The sequence below is a fragment of the Bacillus sp. M13(2017) genome, from assembly GCF_002218325.1.
Taxonomy (GTDB): domain Bacteria; phylum Bacillota; class Bacilli; order Bacillales; family Bacillaceae_G; genus Bacillus_A; species Bacillus_A thuringiensis_K.
This window is the reverse complement of sequence record NZ_KZ268501.1, coordinates 500,472-520,295: the sequence shown is the minus strand read 5'-3', so window position 1 is coordinate 520,295 and position 19,824 is coordinate 500,472. Positions and strand designations below refer to the sequence as shown.

The window sequence follows — 19,824 nt, the reverse complement described above, 5'->3', positions numbered from 1 at the left end:
AATGCTTTTTTGAAATTTAATTGTTCTATATTTTCCCCAACTTATATCTTTGAGTTAAGCAAACATATAATAAAGTGAAACTTTAATCCACCCTCAACAATCGGGCTTTTACGGGCAAATAGCGGGATAAATGTAGTGAAAAAAATTCACCTTATAATTAAGTTTTATTTCTGAAATACATGTTTTACTTTTTCACCTGGAACGTTACTTCCTCCTCTTCCTTTTACACCTTCAATCATCATGGTAACAATCATGTCTGGCGCATTTGCATCGAAAGCTGCGAACCATCCCAGTTCTTTTCCGTCTGCTTCTTTAGACTCTTTCAGTTCTGCCGTACCGGTTTTACCAGCAAGCGTAACACCATCAACCTTTGCAATTCTCCCCGCGCCATCAGGGTCATTAATGACTTTGATTAATGCACTCTTTAATATCTCTTGATTCTTTTTAGAAATCACATTTTCTTTCCAATTCCCCGCTACTTTTACTTCTTTTAAAAGGTGTGGCCACGGAATATTCCCTTCATTCACAATCGGTGCATATGTTAATGCTAAATGAAGTGGCGTCATTAATACTTGTCCTTGTCCATAGCCCGTGTCTGCTAGTTGAATATCGTTTTTTATCCCATCTTTTGCAATGATTGAAATAGGAAATTCGTATTCGATTGGTAATTTTTCATGAAATCCGTACTTTTTAAATTCATTTACATACTGATCTTTTCCCATTTTCAAAGCTTGTTGAGCAAAATAAATATTATCAGAGTACTTCATTGCCTTCTCAAAATCAATTGGACTTGCATCCTTTACACGCGTGACATAGTAATTTCCCCAAGATGAATCTTTTGTCCACTTCAATCCTTGAATTTTAAATTCTTCCTTTGGATTTATTGTGTTTGTTTCCAAACCAATTGCACCTGTAATCGTTTTAAATACGGAACCTGGTACAAATGCTTGCGTGAAGCGATTCATCATTGGTAGTTTCAAATCGTTACTCCATGCTTCTCGTTGGGCTTTCGATGCTCCTCTAACTATTATATTTGGATTATAAGCAGGGCTACTTACAAGTGCGATTGTTTCACCCGTTTTAGGGTTGACCGCTGCACTAGATCCTGCTTCAGTTTTCATCTCATTAAAGATTTTTTCTTGAATTGCAGCATCAATTGTTAACGTAACAGTTTCTCCTTCTTTTGCTTCTTTTTTTGCTACGTTTTTAATCTCTTTCCCCTTCTCATCCTCTATAAATACGCGTCCACCCTTTTCACCACGCAATTTATTTTCTAACACTTTCTCTAAACCGGTCTTACCTACTAAATCATCTGCTTGATAACCTTGTTTTTGAAGTGATTTTAACTCCTCCGCATTCACCTTTCCTATATATCCAGTTAAGTGTGCCGCTGCTTCACCTAATGGATACGTACGAATATTTACTGGGCGAGATGAAACTCCTTCTAATTCAATATAATCATTCTGTCTGGTTCCCTCTTTTAAAATTCCAATTGGTACAAAGGAGTCTGGTTTTATCCATTTCGCTGTGAGCTTTTGTTCGACCTCTTCTATAGACATATCAAGTAATTGTGCTACTATTTCTTTCGTTTGCGCTGCTGTTTTGCCTAGTTTCTCTGGAATAATTCCAACCTCAGTCGCTTTACCATTCGTTGCAAGCCCTTTTCCATTTCGATCATATATTTCTCCGCGTTTTCCTTGCTCTACTTGCATACGTACTTTGTAATCTTTTTTCATTCCTGGAAAAATGAAGTCCGGTGTCCAATCTATTTTCCAAGATTCTTTATCTTTCACAAGTTTTGCTTCATGGATGAATGAAACTGGTCCTACATCCGTATCCATCTTAACTTCAAAAAGAAAAAGCTCTTTATCTTTCGTATTCTCTCCTTTCATTTTAACTTTTAAATTCTTAGCTCCAATCCCCTCATAGATTTTTTGATATTTTTCTGTGAATTCTTTTTTAGAAATCGATTTTTGAGCATGATCTGATAATTGATCATATATATTTGCAAATTTTCTATCATTCCATAAATTAATATATTCTTCAAATGCTTGTTTTGGCGGTTCGTTTTTATTACATCCTACCAACATAACCGCGAAACAAACGAAAAGCAGCATCCATAATTTTTTCAATTCAATCTCTCCCTTAGTTAAAAATGATGATTCCTTTCTTAATTTATTTAATAAAAAATGTTTTAACGCTTAATAGACAGTGTAAGTAATGACATTGTTCCATATTTACAAAAAATAGACCTAATTGGAATTCATCAGTAATCAATAGATACAAAAAAACACTATACTTTCTGTCAGTTTCTACAGAAAGTATAGTGTTTTCTTATTTTATCTTTCTATATATGCTATACCGTGAGCTCCTTGATTTACAGAAGGATCTGCATTTCGATCTCCTGGATTAACTTTAATGGTATGAACATTCTTATAATCAACTAAATCTAATATACTTATTGTCCTTGATCTAAGGTTAGAAACGTATCTAACCGTTACGTCCGTAAAAGAACGCATTATAATTGGGAGTAAATCTCCTTCTATTGTACCTAACACATTTAACGATTCTCCATCAAGAACAGAAACATACCCTGGTGATGGAGAAAACATATTTCTTGTTCTCTCTCCATTCTTATTCTGGAAACATGTATGCCCTATCAATACTTTCCCATCATTCGTTACATGAACCGGGGTAATTAAATCTGAAAATAATTTTGTCTTTATAATCTTATCGGTTTCTGTATTAATGATGCTAAGTGTAGTTTTCCAATGCGTACTTCAAGTAAAATCAAGAGCATGAAACCAAGGAACAATCTAACTTTTATAAAGCCCTCACCCTATTAACATACAATCCAATAAAATAATTTGTTTCAGATATGTAGAAATATGGTTTAACCATCAATCAGTGATCAGGTCCTCTTACCCTAAGTAAACCTAAATCTATTTGTTTCCATACCGGAAGAGATAAATAGTTTTGTTCCCATCCATGTAATTAAGCGGATATGTATAATTACATATCCGCTTAATTGCTTTTAGTGCTATATTTTAATAGCGATGAATGCTATTATTTCATAAGTTGTCAACAAGCTTTATGTATGAGAAAAAGGAAGGAGCCAAATAGGCCCCTTCCTTTTTCTACTAGTTAAATAAATTACTCTCTGGTAAAAATTTATATAGTGATTCTCCTTTACAAGCGTCTGATTATGCATAAAAACCGCTAGCTTTGCTTGCTGTCGGAAAAATTAAAGATGCTAGAATTAAGTTATTAAGAGACAAAAATTTATCTAGCCAAGACAGATTTGTCTTAGCTAGATAAATTTGGTGATAAATACAGGAAGTAACTCTTACGATTCAATGATTCCTTTTCCTGCCTTCTACACTTGCCACTTCTGTTTCATGACTTGTAAATAGAGATCTTCAAACTCGTTAAAATGGACGCGAAAAGCACCTAATGTATCGATATAAGCAGAAATCACATCTTCTTTATTAAAATGGAGCCCTTTCTGTACTATATCATAGCTATCATCCAGACTGTATAAATTAAAATATTCCTCATCCCAATACAGGCCACTGTTTACTAGTAAACGAGTGGAGCAGGTAAGAGCTTGTTTTACATTCCATTTCTGAGCTACTAACTTTTCATTTAAGACTGAAAGAAGGATGTTTACCGAGTGTTTTTCATCAACTATGCGGCTATATGATAGTAAAGCCGATTCTATATATATCCGTTTTTCTTTAGACATTAAGGATATCTCTATAATTTCATATGGTGGGTAATCAGTTGCTTCGATCAACCTATCACACCATGAAATTACATCCTCTCTATTCCAAAGTCTCCAGCCTAGTCCTAATGCATACAAGTGAGATAACGTTTGATAAGATTTCAACATGAATGTCATAGTGTAGTAGTCTCTAGTATCTTTTCATAGTATTTTAACGGCTATGCAATAAGGAGGCATAAAAAAAGACCTCTTACGGAAAGATAAGAGGTCATCAAGAAGATAAAAATGTTGTATTTGAAACACGCGAGTTTCTAATTCACATTATATCACTATATATCTATATATTCAACATATACATTTAAATGAGGAATGTATGTATAAAAACACACGTAATATTAATTTAGAACCGTATGTGTTCTTCTGTTATCCTATTTCTTCTACAATGCCGTGATTGTATGTATACTAATGAGCAATTGTAGCAAGTTCTTCTAAATTCCCTTCCGTTACCTCATAAATAAACAGAACAAAATTACTGTCGGATTTGGAGCCTGTTGAAATGGAACCAATTATGATTTAATACCGCTTCTGTTACTATTTCTTCGTAGGACTTCTTCACTTCAAACTAATATTTTTCCAGACGAACAAACATATCTTTCCAGACTAGATCTGCAATTTCTGTTTAATGATACCAGATAATACTTTTATATCCGGCTATCATGCCAGAAGTTTATTGGAAGATGATTGTTCTCATCATAAGCTTCAAATTCATACCCTTTTTCTTTTAATCCTTTTATAATTGCTGGAACAGCCGCAACAGATTGTGGATGAATATCGTGCATTAAAACAATTTCCTTTGAAGACGTCGCACCTGCTAAGACATTTTGAACAATTTTTGCGGCTGCTACATCCACAGGTAATTTATTGTATTTCCAATCTAGAGAATCAATTGTCCAATCCCATACTTTTAAATTATTTCCGACCACCTCATTTCGAAGTGATTCATTTAATCCAGGCATTGATCCATATGGTGGGCGTGTTAATTTCGGGGAGTTTCCAATAACATTTCTAATTAAAGATTGATCCTCTTTCATTTCCTTCACATATTCCTGATTGGTATATAGCTTTTTAAAATTATGTGTCATACTATGCATGCCCACATAATGGTTCTCTACATGCTCTCGTTTCACTAAATCTGAGAACCTTTTCACATTATCGCCAATTAAAAAGAATGTTGCTTTCACATCATTTTTCTTTAATACATCTAATAGATTAGCTGTATATTTTCCTGGTCCATCATCAAAAGTTAAATATGCAACTTTTCTTTCTTTACCATCAAAACGATTAGGTATGGATTTTTTCAATTCATTTTTAGGTAGACTGCTCACTTGTTGAACACTACTTGCCTCTTCCGCGTTTACCAGCTTAGGATTCGTAATAGATTGAAACATGTAATATCCTATTGCTACTAATGTAATAGACAACAATACACTTATAATTCTCTTTTTCTTAAGCTTAATTTTCATATTATAATTCTCTTCCTATCTTATTATCCCACTTTATGTTGTTATTTTTATTATTCTATTTGCTTATAGATTCATTAGCTTAACCAAACTCACTTTTGGACTAATCGTTTTAATAATCTATTTAGGTGAAAGTTAGTGGCCTGCACTAGCGTTCATGCCATTTCCTATAATAGTTAGAACCACAGGATATAATACTGGTCCTAAGGTAAGGAAAATGTTTAAAAGTATAATAAATTTATATAGTAAGCTATAATTTTTATCATTTCGATTTACAAATACCAGGACGACCAATGTTATTACAGTAATTAAATGTAGTAATAAGATTATCAACCAATAATACATCATTATAGTAAGATTCCACTTTCCTAATAGTTGGTATGTTATCCCTATTATTATTCCTAATACTGTAACATTAAAGGAAATAAACAAAGTTCTTTTTAGTATTTTAGAAAATGTTTTATAATTCACAGTTTCATTATATAAATCTATTAAAATACTTAAAGATAGATATGCCAGCAATACCCCTACCCAATTCAAGACCCAATCTTGATTTCCCATTAAATTAAACAAAAACGCAATGATCCCTCCTACTGCAAGAATCAAGGAGATCATAATACTATTTAAAGCTGATTTCATAATATTTTCACTTCCTTAAAAATTTTATAATACAGCATTGATGTTTACTCTTAAGTTGTTCTTTACTTATTAGAATTCTTTTCATTCAGAATCTTGTATGGAAATACCATCAAATAATCCGGTCATCATACCTAATAGCATATACGAAGAATGGGGAATTACAGCAAAAAATACATGTACATGATCTTCATACAATAAACATCACCATATCCTACTCCACATAGTAGATATACAAATAGAGGATGAGATTCAGCAACTTTTATTTGCATATGTATTATTCAAACGAGAAGCAGCTGCTGACATATGTACATATGATGTTTTAAAATTAATCATACTTTATTATAATTAAGTATATATTAACAATATATTAAGTATAAGTAAATAAAATTAATTAAAATTTAATTTTATTACTTATTTAAAGGGGGTTACATATATGAACAATATTAATGTTGGTCAAAAAATTATGGCATTTAGAAAAGGTGCCGGATTAACCAGTAAACGTTTAGCAGAGTTAGCTGATATAACACCTTCCATGTTAAGTCAGATTGAGAAAGGAATCACAAATCCATCATTACAAACACTAAAATTAATTTCTGTAGCATTAAATATTCCATTGTTTAATTTTTTCTTAGAGGATACCAATACAGAAGAATTAGTTGTAAGAGCTAACCAAAGAAAAAAAATAACTTTTCCTGAAAGCGGCAATGTTTCGTATGAGCTATTATCTCCTAATCTAGATGGATCACTAGAATTGGCTCTAATGAATCTGTTACCTCAAACTGCTTCATCTATGCAGCCTGTGGCGCATAAAGGGGAAGAAATAGCATTTATTATGGAAGGACAAGTAAAACTACATCTAAATGATGAGGTTTTACTTCTCAATACAGGTGATAGCGTTAAAATCCCACCTTATGCAAAACATAAATGGGAAAACACTTCTTTAAACAAAGTCACTGTTATATTTGGAGTAACCCCACCATCTTTTTAATTTCAAATACTAGCAAAGAAAAGTTAGAGAAAATAATTCTCTAACTTTTCTTGTATAAATAACTTTATTGTAAGAAAGTAAAAAACTTGTCTCATAATTATATGAGATTAAAAGTAGTGAAATATATCTTTTTAATTACATACTTAATTTATTTTTTAATGTCCAGTATTTTTCTCCATTCGCTTCAAAAGAGAATTCTACCCATCCATTTGGATCTTCACGATAAATAAAGATGGTTGTTCCAGGAGTTACTGTACCAACTTTATTCTCCTCGACAGCTACATCTGGTCTACTTTTAATTTTTAAATTAAATGGATAAGGTACCTGATAGTAAGTAGCTGATGATACAACATTTGAGCTTGAACCGTTTGCATACATTTTATACGGAATTTCATTAGATAACGCGTCGACATCTAATGTTTCAGCATTCTTTGGTAATTTTTTTGCATATGTATAGTCTTCTGCACGAAACGGTTTAATACGTTCCATAATACCCGCAATTTTTTTAGCCCAGCCTTTATCTGATGCATATTTCACGTTCATGCCAGTTAATGTTGGCCCGTTATAATACATACCACTTTCTTCTAAATATCTTTCTCGTACATAATTAGCGTTATAAGCAATACTATCGCCGTAGCTTGGTAAATATTTCGCATATTTAAACGGATCTCCATCATATGCACGTAGACCGAATAAATTATGTTTTTGATATGCGATTTCTGATTTTCCGTATCCAGATTCTAAAATCGCATGCGCCGCTAAATAATGAGCACTCACGCCATATTGATTTTGCGCATTGATAAAATCTTGCCCATGTCCAACTAAGGGACTATCTGAATGATATTTTGCAATAAAACTATCAATCTCTTGAGCTGTAATTTTCGAAGCTACTGTTAAATTTAGATCTTCATATGACGTAGCAGTAATAACCTCTTTTTCATCGTTTAAATTTTGTTGTAACATATCTGTTTTTGCAGTAAGTTGAGCAGCTTCCGCACGTGTTATAAATCTATTTGGTTGCCAACCGTTCTCAGTACCATTAGAAATTTTCAAACCGATTAAAATATTAGCATATTTTTCTCCCCAATGCCCTTTTAAATCTTCAAATTTAACCTGCTCGTTATGATTTGGTGTGCTTTGTAGTTTATATGCATTTACTAGCATCGTAGCCATAGCAGCGCGAGTTACTTTTCCGGATGGATTGAAGATTCCATTACCTTCCCCTTTAACAATACCGGCTTTTTCAGCAGCAGCAATATAAGGAGTAGCCCAGTGGTTTTGTGAATCTGTAAAAGATGGTTTTGCATTAGGATCAATTTGTATCCCTAAAACTTTTGTCATAATTTTTGTAGCCGAAGCTCTGTCTAATGAGTCATTTGAACCAAAAGTTCCATCTGGATAACCATTCAATACCTGTTTATTAACTAAATAATTAACAGATTTATCAGCCCAGGCAGGAACATCAGGGAATTTATGAGTATCTGCTAAAATATTAGAAGAATAGGATAATATAGCTCCTGCAAGGATACCTGTTGCAATTAATTTGTGCTTCATTAAAATAAACACCTCTACCATTGTATTTATCAAATTGAGATTTTCTATTTTTATATTTACATGTTTGTAATAAAAATAAAATCGTATTATCACTCATTCAATTTGATGTAACGAGTATAGTTACTTATATACACAAGTGTCAATTAATTTATTTTACAAAAATGCATAATATTTGCATTGATTTATAATTGACTTATGTATAAATCAGAAAGTTTTATTGCCAAATCTTCATACTTTCCCTCTTATATGCTCTGTTATTTACTCAAGTTCCATTCCTTGGTTGATTTATTTTTATACTGCTCTCCAATAACTCTATTCTGATTTTGTGAATTGCTGCAACAGCAGAGTTAGGGGCTATTTCAAACTCTTTCATTAATTTTTGTATTTCCACAGCTCTACTATCCTTCTAGGCTACAAAATAATTCATTATAAAATGAATTATTTTGTATGAAAGCTAAAATTAGCCTAAATAAATCTAGTGATTTATTGGTATAATCAATATCGTATTCCATTTTATGGATAAACAAATTAATATAAGGCTATGTTTTAAAACATATGAAAATACTGCTAATTTAATATTAAATATAATAAAATACATAGCCCTTTCTTTTTACTATTAAAAAACATATTGAAGTAAGGAGTTATATTATAATGGCAATCTTTCAAAGTAATGTTCTAAAAGCTGAACAAATTGCTACTCAAATGAGATCAGCTTCTGACGCAATTCAAAATGCAACAGGTAAATCAATAACGCACGCAACGCGTACAACTTTAACCGTTAATTCCAAAGCACAGGAAGCAAACCAACAAGCCTTAGAATTAACTAGACAATTTCTTGCTGCCTTTCAGCAATCCATTGACAATATACAGTCTGTAGCAACAGAGTTTGAACGAATGGACAACGAATTACAGAAGAATTTTTAGCTTTTTTAAGAATTTTTCCTTTATCCCTTCTATTAACTTATATATAAGCAAAAAGGTAGGCGGAAAAAATGAATCAAGAAATAGAACAAAAAATGAAGGTCTTGAGTCGAAATCTAATGAATCTATCCGAGGAACAATACCAAAATCAACGCGCAATACAAATACAAGAACAAGCAGAAGCAGACTTTCAAGAATTAAAAATACGCAGCCATCGCTTTTTTCATCGTATTTTAGAAACATGGCATGGTGATAAAGAACTCTTTCGCTTTTTTACCAATATACAATTAGACACTCAACAAATTGAAAGAAGCCTTTCTTATAAATTAGAAGAACAAAAGGAAATATCCCACTGATTTAAAGTAGAAATGATTATACAAAATAATGAGATAATAACAGCATATCCTGTTTATACTAGGAGGTAAAAAATGAAATATACATACGAATTTTATCGTGATGGGCTTGGCGGATTAAGAATACGTTTGCCAAAAGAAATTTCTATAATTTCTCATTTCTTGGAAGATATTTTAGATGATGAAGTAGATGAGTATATACAAATTTTAGATAATGTAGTAGACAAAAAAGTTCCGCAATATGAAATAGAAGGGAACGTAGCAGCAGTCTACATTGAACCTAATTACACCAGTGCTATTAACTTATTTATGAGTGCTCCAAATAACCAATGTAAAATTGAGACCTCTGAATTTAGAAAACTACTTGTGTTGTGGCGAGATACAGTAGTAGCAGAAGGGAAAGATATAGAAGTATAAAAGAAAACTACCTTCTGTGATATTTAGATCATAGATGCTAAACTCAATAAAATCAAAGGTAGGGATATAAAAGATTTTACAATTAAGATGCTGCACTTAATATTGTTAACAATTATTTTTGCTTATCCCTCATTAAATGTAAACTACCACCCTTAACCTCCCATGTTTTTCCGGTACAAGAATAAAATGTTAAAAACAGTTTTAAAATGAGTTTCTTTTTCACCTTGTAAGCTGTAGAGCTTTCATATATTCCCCTTTTCTTTCAAGGGCCTTTTTTGCATCCTCAGCCGTTAATGCAAAATCTACTGCACTGTTCTGTAATAACTCCTTATTAGCTTACCTGAAGAAATCTCTTAGTTGTTGATTTGCTAACCTTTCTTGTTTACTATCAATCAATAAAAAAGATTTTTTTGTTCAAGGGCTACTTTAAAATCTTAAGTTGATGGATGTGTGAACGTACCCCTACTAATATTCTTGCTTTTAAACCATTATTACTGTATTATATTTACGTAGTAATATGAGGATTATGGTATATAAAAAAGGAATCAAATCTATCAGTAAGATTTAAATCCTTTTCCAAGGCAAAAAGATTTTGCCAAAATCTAATATAATTTATGCTTGTCTTTTCAATATGTATCTAGTAAAAACATATTTTTTATCAATAGAATTCTGTTTTCAATGATAGGAATTAGTGTTCTAAACAAGGAACCATACAAAGTGATCTGAAAAACCTAAGAGTTATTGTATGTAGTTTGCTCATCTCCCGGTACTACAATAAAAGAGCCTTACCTCTCTAGGCAAGACTCTACTAGTTTAGTTGTATAATATTTACATGATAACTAAGAAACAAAAAACATATAACACCAAATAGCAGCACCCTATTATTCCTCCTACAGCTAATACCTGTTTAACCCAACTCTTAAATTTTTGATTACTGTAAATCGCTTGCACTCTTTCCATATTTCCTCCTATTAAGGAGAACCTTTAAAGACTCTCACCTCGCTATAGTACCATTAAAAAATGAATAATAGAGATTTAATGTATAAATATGCAATATTGCATACGAAAATGTATTGTTTTAATTGTAAGCGCTTACTATAATAATGTTATAAAGATTTATCACATCTTAATACGAAAAAAGAGGAGAGAATAATATGGAAATCGCAATGGCAGTTTTAAAATTTATAGGTGGAGCTATCCCATTAATTCAAGAACTTCTAAAAGCATTTATGTAAATTCACTATTTAGCAATTATTTATAAAAATTATCATACAAATGATCTGTCTATCAAAAATAAATTGATTTACAGATCATTTGCGTGATCAAGGTCCCTTTAACATGACTAAGGGGATTTTTTAAAATTTTTAAATAATTAAGGTTACGTCACATCACCATCAAGTTAGCAAAATAAAATGAAACTTTAACTTGATGATGATGGGGTAACAGTTGTGATTTAGAGATAAGATCAGATTATACAAAGTTTTGCACGTCAGCGATACCGGAAATAGACTTCGCCTTTAGTAGCAAGAATCCCCACGAAAGATAGTCAAACTTGCCTCTTTAGGAATAAGAGTGTCAATTTAAATAATGCATTCTGAAACACTACTCTTCTTCTAAAATAGCGTAATAATATTCATCCCACCATTCATTCCCATGTGGTATACACTTCCTAAAATAACCTTCCCTTCTCATTCCAATCTTCTCCATCACTCGATATGATGGAATATTTTGTGGCTGACATGTAGCTATAATCCTATGTAATTTCATTTCCTTAAAGCCATATTTCAGTGTAGCTTGTGCTGCTTCAGAAGCATATCCTTTATTGAAGTATTTTGAATTGAACACCCAACCAATCTCATAAGTATGCTCACCAAAATATTTATGAAAAACTATATGATCAATCATAATATCCCTATCTATTAATACTACAGGAAAGTTTTTAGCGTTTTCACCAATGTTTTCATTCACAAAGTTTCTTGTATTTTCTTCAGTAAAAACCCCTTCAGGTATGTACTTCATAACATTGATATCTGATGTATACTCATGAACAGCTTGCCAATCTTTGAACTCAAATTTTCGTATCAATAACCTTTCTGTTTTTATAAACATTTACTTTCCCCCCTCAAAAAATTACAATTATATTTGAAACCCACATTTAACCCTTAAAACAAAAAGAACTTGTAGGAATCTCTACAAGTTCTTTTTAGTTTAAGGTGAATATAAGGGACAAACAAACTATCTTACAGATTGACCGTAGAAACTTCAGGGGTAATGCTTTGACAAATATATTATATAACAAATATTAACATCTACAGAATTTATTTTTGAAAATTATGTGAATTAATAAATAAAATAGTTTTTTCTTAGCTATTATTGTTAATAACTGACGGTATCATTATATTTCATTCTGCAACTTATTTAGAAGAGCTATGTACATTTTGAAGAAGTTCTTCAATAAGTTTTGTTTTTTCATTTACCTTTGTGGCATATTTGAAATCACCATAACAATATGGATACCTAAAATTATTTTTATTTCCACCACAAGTGTACATTGCTGGATTTTGATCAACTTTCATCTTAGAAAATTTTTTGGCCGAATCCTCCGAGTGTTGTTTAACTTCTTGACTAGCAATAAAATCAATATACCCTGGCCCCATATTATAGCTTTGAATAATTGTATCCATGCTAACATCTTTTTCCGTTCCATACTTGTACATCTTAGCAAAGTGCTTTACCCCTTGTTTAATGCTCAAGCTTGTCTCTTGAATTTCATTTGGCTTTAATCCAAGTGATTCGGATGACTGCATAGGGTCGTTTCCCTCACCTCTACTCTCTTGATACATAATTCCTAATAAAATTGGTGTTTTCTCTCCTAAATTATATTTTTCTAATTCTTTTTTTAAGGTAGACTCATATTGCAATACACGTTTTTCGGTGGCTAGCGCTTTATTTTGTTGAATATTGGTTTTATGATTAAAATATAGCATTCCAAGTATTGTTCCTAAACCTAAAATACTAATAAGGAACACTTTTATAATTTGGTTTTTACTTGTATCCTTCATATATTCCTCCTCGTATAAGAAATTCAATTTTTTCAAAGGTAATTGGTTATACATAAACTATGTAATGAACATCTATCTCCCGCCCTTTTAGACTTATACATCAATACTTTAAGGTTTCAAGTTTAATATAAAAATTTAAAGATAAGGTAAAGATAAGATAAAGATAAAATAAAGGGTATTTTTTAGCCTACTTTAAAAGATATTGCTACAAAGGGATATGTGGGACAATTTGTTGATATGAATGGATTTAGTGATAATTGAAAAGTTATTGTACAAGTTATTAATTATGGAGATATCATTCCAGAAGAATTAACCTATCTTTTCAATATGCTTTATATAAAAACTACAACGTAACATATAATAAAAAACGGTAAACCCTCCACCTAGGAGAATCCACCATCACAAATAACTGATTATTTTACACCTAGTTTTTCTTTTGCTTTCTTAGAGAGTTCGTCTTTCTGGAATTCTATATCCCAGACTTCCTTGTAACGTTTTTACCCATGTTCTCGATGGGTGATGATCACTTGATAACGACCTTGCATGAATAGCATCTTTATAAAGGAATGTATTTTCACCATCTAACTTTTCTAGTGCGACCACATCTTGAGTTTCAAATACGTCCATATTTTGTAGAACACGGTCATCACTTGTTACCCTTATCGTACCCCTATCGACCAAGGAACGTGCAATATTCGTGGATATTTTACAAGCTTTTTTTCACCTCTCTACTTCGCAAATGCATCTGCATCTCGGAAAAAATATAATTTCGTAATCATCTCATCACCGCAGTAATGATAGATTTCACGTGCTGCCTCTTTCCCCCCATGTAACACCTTCATATGAAACTCTGTAATCATTAATACTTTCTCAATAAACTCCCACTCGAAACCAAGTTCCATTAAAAAGTGGCAAGCTCAAAGGGTACTATTCATGACCGTAATACGAATAGTACCCTTTGAGCTTTTTAAATACACAGCAAACGGTTTACCTGTATCATGGAGTGCTGCAGCACTTTGCAGAAGAAATAAATCTTCCCCTACATAATTCTCTGTTAAATGAGCGTATACCATATATGTGTGCTGACATAATGGTAAGGAATGATAGGGGTTTCCTTGATCATATTGAAACATATCAGAAAAGAACGGGATGTTCTTCATGACAAATTGAACACCACACCCATGCGTCCCCTCCTGGTTCACCATTACAGTTTGCTGTAAGTCCCGCTTTACTTGTTCGTTCATGGTTTCTTGTAGTTCGAATAAGACGATACATAATCCGCTCTGGTTTTATGTAATCTATTGGCTTGAATCGTTACTTAAATATAAAGGGTGTCTCGTTAACACATCCTTTTTTTCCTAAGGTAGTGTAAATGGTAACCTCTGAATAATTCATGAATATCTTTATACCGATTATGAAATTTATAATTTTCTCCCCAAGCAGCAATCAACCTATTTTCCATTAAAGTTTTTCTTTCCAATATTTCATCTAACTTCGTACGATTAATTACTTCCTGTAGTAGTCTTTCTACTGTATCTGCTTTTATCTCATTTGGTTTTCTCAATATTTTTTACTTCTATTTTTTGATTGTTATGACTGGCACTTGCTCAGTTTCGGAAATTTCACTGTAACCATAATAAAGTAGAAAAAACAATAAAATAATTGTCCAAATAAATATAAACACTTTATAACTATACTTCATATGAAAAACCTCATTTTCCCTATATAAGTGAATGTACATACACCTTATAAATCCAATTACATAAATTATCGGATATTTTAGTTGTAGAGAATCATTAAGTATTAGAAATTGTTATTCATAAACATATCCAAGAAATCTTCAAAAAATATCATCTAGGCATTTTAACATTTCATAAAAATGCACAGATAATATTTTTACGTTTAGCTAAGTAATGCTTATTATGTAATAAATCCTTATCTCTATTTCACCTTAATGTTTATATGTACAAGAGTCTGTGTAGCAACTAGGCTGTACTTTAAATATGTACTAAATTGTGTGTGGGAAAGGAAGCACATTGTATTTAAAGTTGTTACTTTAACCCCCTTAATTAGTTGGTAGTCTTCTTCATTCAGACAGAAAGGAAATTTAAAGTGTGCACGTATTTTTACTCAGACTCTTTACTACACACACTCCTATACACATAAAAACATCTATAGTTTTTTGTAACAATACAAAAATTACAAGAAACAAAACAGAAATATTTTTAACACTGAGTAATAATTTTGTAACACAACTGTAACATACTGCATTTAATCGTACAATACTTTTTTAACTAATTATCAACAAATTTCTGTTAATATCGTTCAAATTTAATAATGTTCCCATATAGTATTACAATTAGAGTTGCTTGTGTTTTATTTGGATAGATACGAGAGTTATATGCTTTATTAATTATCATTCATTTCAGTTCCATTTCGGCATGTGTCTTTTATACAATAAACATATATTTGAAAGACAGTGGAGTAACATTTTATGTATGTCCAACAAATAAGATAGCTTCCTGGGGACGTCATACATTGTCATCAATCTAAAGCTTATGAAGTTATACGTGATGGAATGCTAATGTTTACCATAGGTGATATTGGCTATAAAAGTATAAAAACTATTAACAAAGCATCTTAATGTTTATGAAATACTTTGTTAATAGTTTCTCTTCTCCCTAATCTCCTGCGAGACTATATTTTTTTATTGAAATTTTCCATATCTTATTTGATTTATTTATTCTGTAACACCAGATTGGGTTACTGTTACATCAGCTGTTACACGAAAACGTAAATGTTTATAGGATTCTTCCCATTCTTGACTGTTCCATTTTCTTACGTGAGTTCTACCAAGCTTTCTAAGTCCTATAGGATCTGTGTCTTTTTTAATAAATCTCTTTATCAATGTAGTTGCCTTTTTTTCTATTTCTGTTTCCATAATTTTTTCTAATTTTTTTATTTCTTTAGGATTATCTAGATTTTTTGTTTTTGTAAATTCTTGAATTTCAGCTTTAACTTGAATATGAGCATTTACGAATGGATGCTTACTATTCCCCTCCATCTTATATTTTGTTCTAGCTTTTATATTCTCTATCGTGGCGTAAGTATTTGAAGAACCAGGTAATTTGAATTGGTATGTACCTTGTTTAAAATTATCTGTCAACAATTTAAATACAAATAAATCTTTAGGGTTCACTTTATCAACCATTTTACATCTTTTAAAAAGTGCTATTCCATTTAACTCCAACACGTTACCTTTTTTAGATATCATCGGTAAATATGAATCTCTCGCATCATCATTAAGTTGGTTTAAAAACATAAAAAAATTTGTTTTTGGCTGCGTTCCGTTGTCCATATTTTGCTCCAGTAAAGAGGATAGATAGGAAGAAATTTCTTTTTCTTTAGAATAGTTCCCCTTTAATAGTGATTCCCCTTTTACATTTGTAATTGCTAAATAAATTGCATTTCCTACACTAGGATTTCGGTTCAAAGTCTCTAAAATTTCCTGCATTCCCTTTTCAATTATTTTTTCATTAAATATAATCACACGCAATTGACCCAACTCTAGAGGTCCAGAAGATTTTTCGGATGCTCTTGCAAGAACTTCTCTACCAGTCTGGCCTGATGCTGAATAGATTTTCGTTTCACCTTCCCCCCCTCCTTTATAAGCTGAAATCGCAAAGGTTCCTTTTAGCTTACCTTCTGCTTCAGTATCATATGCCGCAACTTGAACTAAATCAATGTCATCCACAATTTTCGTTTTAGCACAACCTATTAAGAAGACACTTACTATAATGAAAAGTATCCATCGCTTCATGTTTATCTCCTTAACTTTATTTTGGCGGTTTGAATTAGCCATAGTACAGGTAAGTATACATATATATATATAAAGCCAATTTGACCTGTCCAAGTATTTAATAAGTTAATTTTATTACGGTTATTCAAGAAAAATGATAAAACGAAGATGAATACGATGATAACTGGCAAAACATATTTTTGCTTTATCCCCAGCGCCTCTTTTATACCACGACTTACTCCCCACAATGTAAAGGAAACGTTAGGTAATATAAAAAAAGCCCAAACAGAAACAATAATGTATTCAAACCGCTCTATAAAGGGAAATTGTATAATTTTAATCATACTTAAATATGCCCATATCGCGCTCGCGAGTTGTTTTTCACTAAAAAACGCAAGAGTTAAAATCATAAGGTATGTGTAGACAATAGTCGTTACTAAATTTGCATAGTGCGCATATTTTTGAGACTTTCTTGCCTTTTTAATAAATGGGTAGTACAACAATAACATTTCAAATCCAAAAAAACTAAACATATTTCCTTTCATTCCTTTCATAATTTCTAGGAATGAATGCTGTGCAATTGGAAATAAATTTCGAAAATCTGCATACTGCAAAGGATAAAAAAATGTGAAGATTAGAATGCTTGGGATAACGATTCCAAAGAAGCCAATTCCGGCAACTACACGAAATCCTCCAGTCACAATGTAATAACATAAGCCTAAAAAAGCCCCAGCTATAACCCAAGATGAAATGGAAGGAAACATCCAAACATGTACTACTTCGATATAAGTATGTAGTGTTGTTGCACCTAACAATACAATATAGGATAAAAAAATGAAGTTGAACAATCCACCAATCCATTTTCCAAGTACGTCTTGATTGATTGCAATGATGTCTCCATTACCCTGATTTAAAATCTGATATATGATCCAAATCATAAGATTAACAGATATTCCAAAAAGTAGCGTACTAATCCACGCATCATTTCCAACTAATTTTGCACTAATCCTTTCAAAACCAAGCATACCAACCCCCATCTGTATAGTAATAATTAAAAAAAACACCATATATGGAGAGACTTGATACTCAATTGGGACCTGTTTCATAATGCTCCTCCCTGTTAATTTCAATCATCAAAATCATTTCGTGATTTGATTTTATTTTTCTCTACCTCTTCTGGATTAAAACGAAAACGCTGTTTAGATCTTGAAAAAATTGGGCGTCGGAACATCGCTGAGATTGGCAAACGGATAATGCTGTCTTTCCAATCTGTAGGGCGTGTAGGATAAAAAGGAAACAAATAAGGACGTCTTAATGATTCTGTACGTAATAAGCGTGCTAAAAGTAAAGAACTTGTTAAAACAATTCCTAATAAGCCCAACAGGTGTGCAGCTATTATAAAAGGAAAACGAATTACTCGAATTGTATTACCAATTCGATATATTGGTGCTGTAAATGAACTAAGAGCTGAAAGTGCAACAATGATAATAAGTACGTTACTTGTAAGACTTGCCTCTACCGATGCTTGTCCAATAACAATACCCCCTACTATACCGACAGTTAGACCCACTTTAGTTGGTAAACGTGTCCCCGCTTCTCTCAGTAATTCAATCGTTATTTCTAAAAAAAGTGCTTCAATGACTGGAGGAAAAGGTACTTTACTTCTCGATATAATCAACGTTTCAAGAAGTTCTTTTGGAATTAGCTCATAATGATATGTTAAGATCGAAACATATAATGGAGTCGTTAAAACAGAAAAGATAAAAGCAAAAATCCTTAACAGTCGAAAAAATGAGGCCATAATCCAAGGCATGGTGTAATCTTCTGTCGTAGAAAAAAAGTCAATTAATGTTGTTGGAAGAGTGATAGCATAAGGCGAGCCATCTACAAAAAGTGCAATTTTCCCTTCTGCTAATACAGCTGCCACACAGTCCGGACGTTCTGTATTCAAAAATTGAGGGAATATAGAATTCGGGTTGTCTGCAATTAACTGAATCAAATACGTGCTATCCAAAACGTGGTCTGTTTTTATTAGACTCACCCGTTTTATAATTTCTTGTAGATTTTGATCATTTACAATTCCCTCAATATATACAATCGCAACGGTTGTGTTAGATAGCGCGCCTACTTTCAATTCCTTCATTTGTAAATAAGGTGTTGGAAGCTTTCTACGTACTAAATTTAAGTTTACATCTAAATCTTCAACAAACGCGATTTGTGGACCCACAATATTGTATTCAATTTCAGCTTTTGTAATATCTCTTTTTTCTTTCTTTGCCACATTAATTAACAAGCCATTTAATTTATCTGTATCGAACTGAATAAGTATATAGCCGTTTAAAATACTATCCTGAATATCTTCCATTTGATTTGTTATTTTTGAATTTTCAAAGGGTAAGACAGACCGAATATCTTGTAATGAATCGAAGCTCTTCTCTTTTATATAAGTTAAAACCTCTTCATGAAATATATTTACATCGATTAAGGTTCTAAAATATGAAATGACTATAGAGGATTTGTTTGAAGCGATCTCCAACGTTATAAAATCTTTAGATTTTTTTAGTAATTGCATTAATTCCTGCAAAGATTTTATAGAGTGAACAGGTACTTTTTCATGTGGTTTCAATTGATAATACCCTTCCTTTCAAAAAGAACCTATATATAGTTTTTAGAAATTTCTATTTTAAAAATGAGGGATATTTATATGTCAATATGCTCATTAAAAATAATACCTTTTTAACTAACTTAACCAAAATTAGTTAAAAAATGTATTACGAGTAAAAATTTGAAATGTCCCCAAGAAAAATTACAATATTAAAAACATCCTTTCTTTTGGTTCTAAAGAAA

19 protein-coding genes and 3 pseudogenes are annotated in these 19,824 nt (G+C 31.8%); 6 read left to right on the top strand and 16 right to left on the bottom strand.

The window, feature by feature from the left end:
• Positions 1-164: 164 nt before the first annotated feature.
• The 6 genes and pseudogenes from CGQ22_RS08915 to CGQ22_RS32405 all read right to left on the bottom strand — a co-directional run.
• Positions 165-2,132 (bottom strand): penicillin-binding transpeptidase domain-containing protein, encoded by a 1,968-nt coding sequence (locus CGQ22_RS08915; RefSeq protein WP_089148575.1) that lies wholly within the window; start codon positions 2,130-2,132, stop codon positions 165-167.
• A gap of 207 nt (positions 2,133-2,339) precedes the next feature.
• Positions 2,340-2,612 carry a hypothetical protein gene (locus tag CGQ22_RS08910; protein ID WP_000492688.1) on the bottom strand — a complete coding sequence of 91 codons (273 nt, stop codon included), beginning with the start codon at positions 2,610-2,612 and terminating at the stop codon, positions 2,340-2,342.
• A gap of 764 nt (positions 2,613-3,376) precedes the next feature.
• Positions 3,377-3,889: a hypothetical protein gene (locus CGQ22_RS08905; protein ID WP_033673011.1), complete on the bottom strand. Its 513-nt coding sequence runs from the start codon at positions 3,887-3,889 to the stop codon at positions 3,377-3,379.
• Between the two features lie 536 nt (positions 3,890-4,425).
• Complete coding sequence (locus tag CGQ22_RS08900) at positions 4,426-5,247, bottom strand: peptidoglycan-N-acetylglucosamine deacetylase (RefSeq protein ID WP_000694608.1); 822 nt, start codon at positions 5,245-5,247, stop codon at positions 4,426-4,428.
• A gap of 132 nt (positions 5,248-5,379) precedes the next feature.
• Positions 5,380-5,883, bottom strand: coding sequence for a DUF3902 family protein (locus tag CGQ22_RS08895; protein ID WP_046946283.1), 504 nt, complete (start codon positions 5,881-5,883; stop codon positions 5,380-5,382).
• Between the two features lie 90 nt (positions 5,884-5,973).
• A pseudogene (locus tag CGQ22_RS32405) lies at positions 5,974-6,152 on the bottom strand (D-serine ammonia-lyase); the annotation flags it as partial.
• Between the two features lie 164 nt (positions 6,153-6,316).
• Between CGQ22_RS32405 and CGQ22_RS08885 the strand changes: the two are divergent.
• Complete coding sequence (locus CGQ22_RS08885; protein WP_001059813.1) at positions 6,317-6,871, top strand: helix-turn-helix domain-containing protein; 555 nt, start codon at positions 6,317-6,319, stop codon at positions 6,869-6,871.
• A 135-nt stretch (positions 6,872-7,006) separates the two neighbouring features.
• On the opposite strand, the gene CGQ22_RS08880 is transcribed toward CGQ22_RS08885, so the two are convergent.
• Entirely contained in the window at positions 7,007-8,425 is a 1,419-nt protein-coding gene (locus CGQ22_RS08880; RefSeq protein WP_000680973.1) for an S-layer homology domain-containing protein, read from the bottom strand.
• 651 nt (positions 8,426-9,076) lie between these two features.
• On the opposite strand from CGQ22_RS08880, the gene CGQ22_RS08875 reads away from it, so the two are divergent.
• From CGQ22_RS08875 to CGQ22_RS32270, 4 genes and pseudogenes are all read left to right on the top strand, one after another.
• Entirely contained in the window at positions 9,077-9,349 is a 273-nt protein-coding gene (locus CGQ22_RS08875; protein ID WP_033690113.1) for a TIGR04197 family type VII secretion effector, read from the top strand.
• Between the two features lie 68 nt (positions 9,350-9,417).
• Positions 9,418-9,702, top strand: a complete 285-nt coding sequence (locus tag CGQ22_RS08870; protein WP_254704099.1) for a DUF3958 family protein — start codon at positions 9,418-9,420, stop codon at positions 9,700-9,702.
• A gap of 72 nt (positions 9,703-9,774) precedes the next feature.
• The gene (locus CGQ22_RS08865) at positions 9,775-10,116 is read left to right on the top strand and encodes a hypothetical protein (protein ID WP_089148574.1); all 342 of its coding nucleotides are present in this window, start codon (positions 9,775-9,777) and stop codon (positions 10,114-10,116) included.
• A gap of 1,048 nt (positions 10,117-11,164) precedes the next feature.
• A pseudogene (locus tag CGQ22_RS32270) lies at positions 11,165-11,351 on the top strand (hypothetical protein).
• Positions 11,352-11,718: 367 nt separating this feature from the next.
• On the opposite strand, the gene CGQ22_RS08855 reads toward CGQ22_RS32270, so the two are convergent.
• Both CGQ22_RS08855 and CGQ22_RS08850 read right to left on the bottom strand, forming a co-directional pair.
• Complete coding sequence (locus CGQ22_RS08855) at positions 11,719-12,225, bottom strand: GNAT family N-acetyltransferase (RefSeq protein ID WP_089148573.1); 507 nt, start codon at positions 12,223-12,225, stop codon at positions 11,719-11,721.
• Positions 12,226-12,530: 305 nt separating this feature from the next.
• Positions 12,531-13,178, bottom strand: a complete 648-nt coding sequence (locus tag CGQ22_RS08850; protein WP_089148572.1) for a lysozyme family protein — start codon at positions 13,176-13,178, stop codon at positions 12,531-12,533.
• Between the two features lie 213 nt (positions 13,179-13,391).
• Between CGQ22_RS08850 and CGQ22_RS32400 the strand changes: the two are divergent.
• A pseudogene (locus CGQ22_RS32400) lies at positions 13,392-13,514 on the top strand (vancomycin resistance histidine kinase VanS); the annotation flags it as partial.
• Between the two features lie 108 nt (positions 13,515-13,622).
• Here the strand turns inward: CGQ22_RS32400 and CGQ22_RS08845 are convergent.
• The 7 genes from CGQ22_RS08845 to CGQ22_RS08820 all read right to left on the bottom strand — a co-directional run bounded on the left by CGQ22_RS08845 (position 13,623) and on the right by CGQ22_RS08820 (position 19,603).
• On the bottom strand, positions 13,623-13,805 hold the full coding sequence (locus CGQ22_RS08845; protein WP_089148571.1) for a hypothetical protein: 183 nt from the start codon (positions 13,803-13,805) through the stop codon (positions 13,623-13,625).
• Between the two features lie 101 nt (positions 13,806-13,906).
• On the bottom strand, positions 13,907-14,080 hold the full coding sequence (locus tag CGQ22_RS08840) for a hypothetical protein (RefSeq protein WP_002164021.1): 174 nt from the start codon (positions 14,078-14,080) through the stop codon (positions 13,907-13,909).
• A 15-nt stretch (positions 14,081-14,095) separates the two neighbouring features.
• Positions 14,096-14,422, bottom strand: coding sequence for an HD domain-containing protein (locus CGQ22_RS08835; RefSeq protein WP_002181547.1), 327 nt, complete (start codon positions 14,420-14,422; stop codon positions 14,096-14,098).
• 1,071 nt (positions 14,423-15,493) lie between these two features.
• Entirely contained in the window at positions 15,494-15,598 is a 105-nt protein-coding gene (locus tag CGQ22_RS32895; RefSeq protein WP_131251330.1) for a helix-turn-helix domain-containing protein, read from the bottom strand.
• A 320-nt stretch (positions 15,599-15,918) separates the two neighbouring features.
• Positions 15,919-16,998 carry a Ger(x)C family spore germination protein gene (locus CGQ22_RS08830; protein WP_000832856.1) on the bottom strand — a complete coding sequence of 360 codons (1,080 nt, stop codon included), beginning with the start codon at positions 16,996-16,998 and terminating at the stop codon, positions 15,919-15,921.
• Between the two features lie 2 nt (positions 16,999-17,000).
• Entirely contained in the window at positions 17,001-18,083 is a 1,083-nt protein-coding gene (locus CGQ22_RS08825) for a GerAB/ArcD/ProY family transporter (protein ID WP_000815829.1), read from the bottom strand.
• A gap of 20 nt (positions 18,084-18,103) precedes the next feature.
• Positions 18,104-19,603 carry a spore germination protein gene (locus tag CGQ22_RS08820; RefSeq protein WP_089148570.1) on the bottom strand — a complete coding sequence of 500 codons (1,500 nt, stop codon included), beginning with the start codon at positions 19,601-19,603 and terminating at the stop codon, positions 18,104-18,106.
• Between the last annotated feature and the right edge of the window lie 221 nt (positions 19,604-19,824).

Excerpts from the sequence above, each read along its gene's own strand:
- CGQ22_RS08845 (WP_089148571.1), bottom strand. The coding sequence starts at position 13,805 with ATGGACGTATTTGAAACTCAAGATGTGGTCGCACTAGAAAAGTTAGAT.
- CGQ22_RS08830 (WP_000832856.1), bottom strand. The coding sequence starts at position 16,998 with ATGAAGCGATGGATACTTTTCATTATAGTAAGTGTCTTCTTAATAGGT.
- CGQ22_RS08825 (WP_000815829.1), bottom strand. The coding sequence starts at position 18,083 with ATGAAACAGGTCCCAATTGAGTATCAAGTCTCTCCATATATGGTGTTT.
- CGQ22_RS08885 (WP_001059813.1), top strand. The coding sequence starts at position 6,317 with ATGAACAATATTAATGTTGGTCAAAAAATTATGGCATTTAGAAAAGGT.
- CGQ22_RS08870 (WP_254704099.1), top strand. The coding sequence starts at position 9,418 with ATGAATCAAGAAATAGAACAAAAAATGAAGGTCTTGAGTCGAAATCTA.
- CGQ22_RS08880 (WP_000680973.1), bottom strand. The coding sequence starts at position 8,425 with ATGAAGCACAAATTAATTGCAACAGGTATCCTTGCAGGAGCTATATTA.
- CGQ22_RS08865 (WP_089148574.1), top strand. The coding sequence starts at position 9,775 with ATGAAATATACATACGAATTTTATCGTGATGGGCTTGGCGGATTAAGA.
- CGQ22_RS08900 (WP_000694608.1), bottom strand. The coding sequence starts at position 5,247 with ATGAAAATTAAGCTTAAGAAAAAGAGAATTATAAGTGTATTGTTGTCT.
- CGQ22_RS32895 (WP_131251330.1), bottom strand. The coding sequence starts at position 15,598 with ATGATAATTAATAAAGCATATAACTCTCGTATCTATCCAAATAAAACA.
- CGQ22_RS08875 (WP_033690113.1), top strand. The coding sequence starts at position 9,077 with ATGGCAATCTTTCAAAGTAATGTTCTAAAAGCTGAACAAATTGCTACT.
- CGQ22_RS08895 (WP_046946283.1), bottom strand. The coding sequence starts at position 5,883 with ATGAAATCAGCTTTAAATAGTATTATGATCTCCTTGATTCTTGCAGTA.
- CGQ22_RS08910 (WP_000492688.1), bottom strand. The coding sequence starts at position 2,612 with ATGTTTTCTCCATCACCAGGGTATGTTTCTGTTCTTGATGGAGAATCG.
- CGQ22_RS08835 (WP_002181547.1), bottom strand. The coding sequence starts at position 14,422 with ATGAACGAACAAGTAAAGCGGGACTTACAGCAAACTGTAATGGTGAAC.
- CGQ22_RS08850 (WP_089148572.1), bottom strand. The coding sequence starts at position 13,178 with ATGAAGGATACAAGTAAAAACCAAATTATAAAAGTGTTCCTTATTAGT.
- CGQ22_RS08855 (WP_089148573.1), bottom strand. The coding sequence starts at position 12,225 with ATGTTTATAAAAACAGAAAGGTTATTGATACGAAAATTTGAGTTCAAA.
- CGQ22_RS08840 (WP_002164021.1), bottom strand. The coding sequence starts at position 14,080 with ATGGAACTTGGTTTCGAGTGGGAGTTTATTGAGAAAGTATTAATGATT.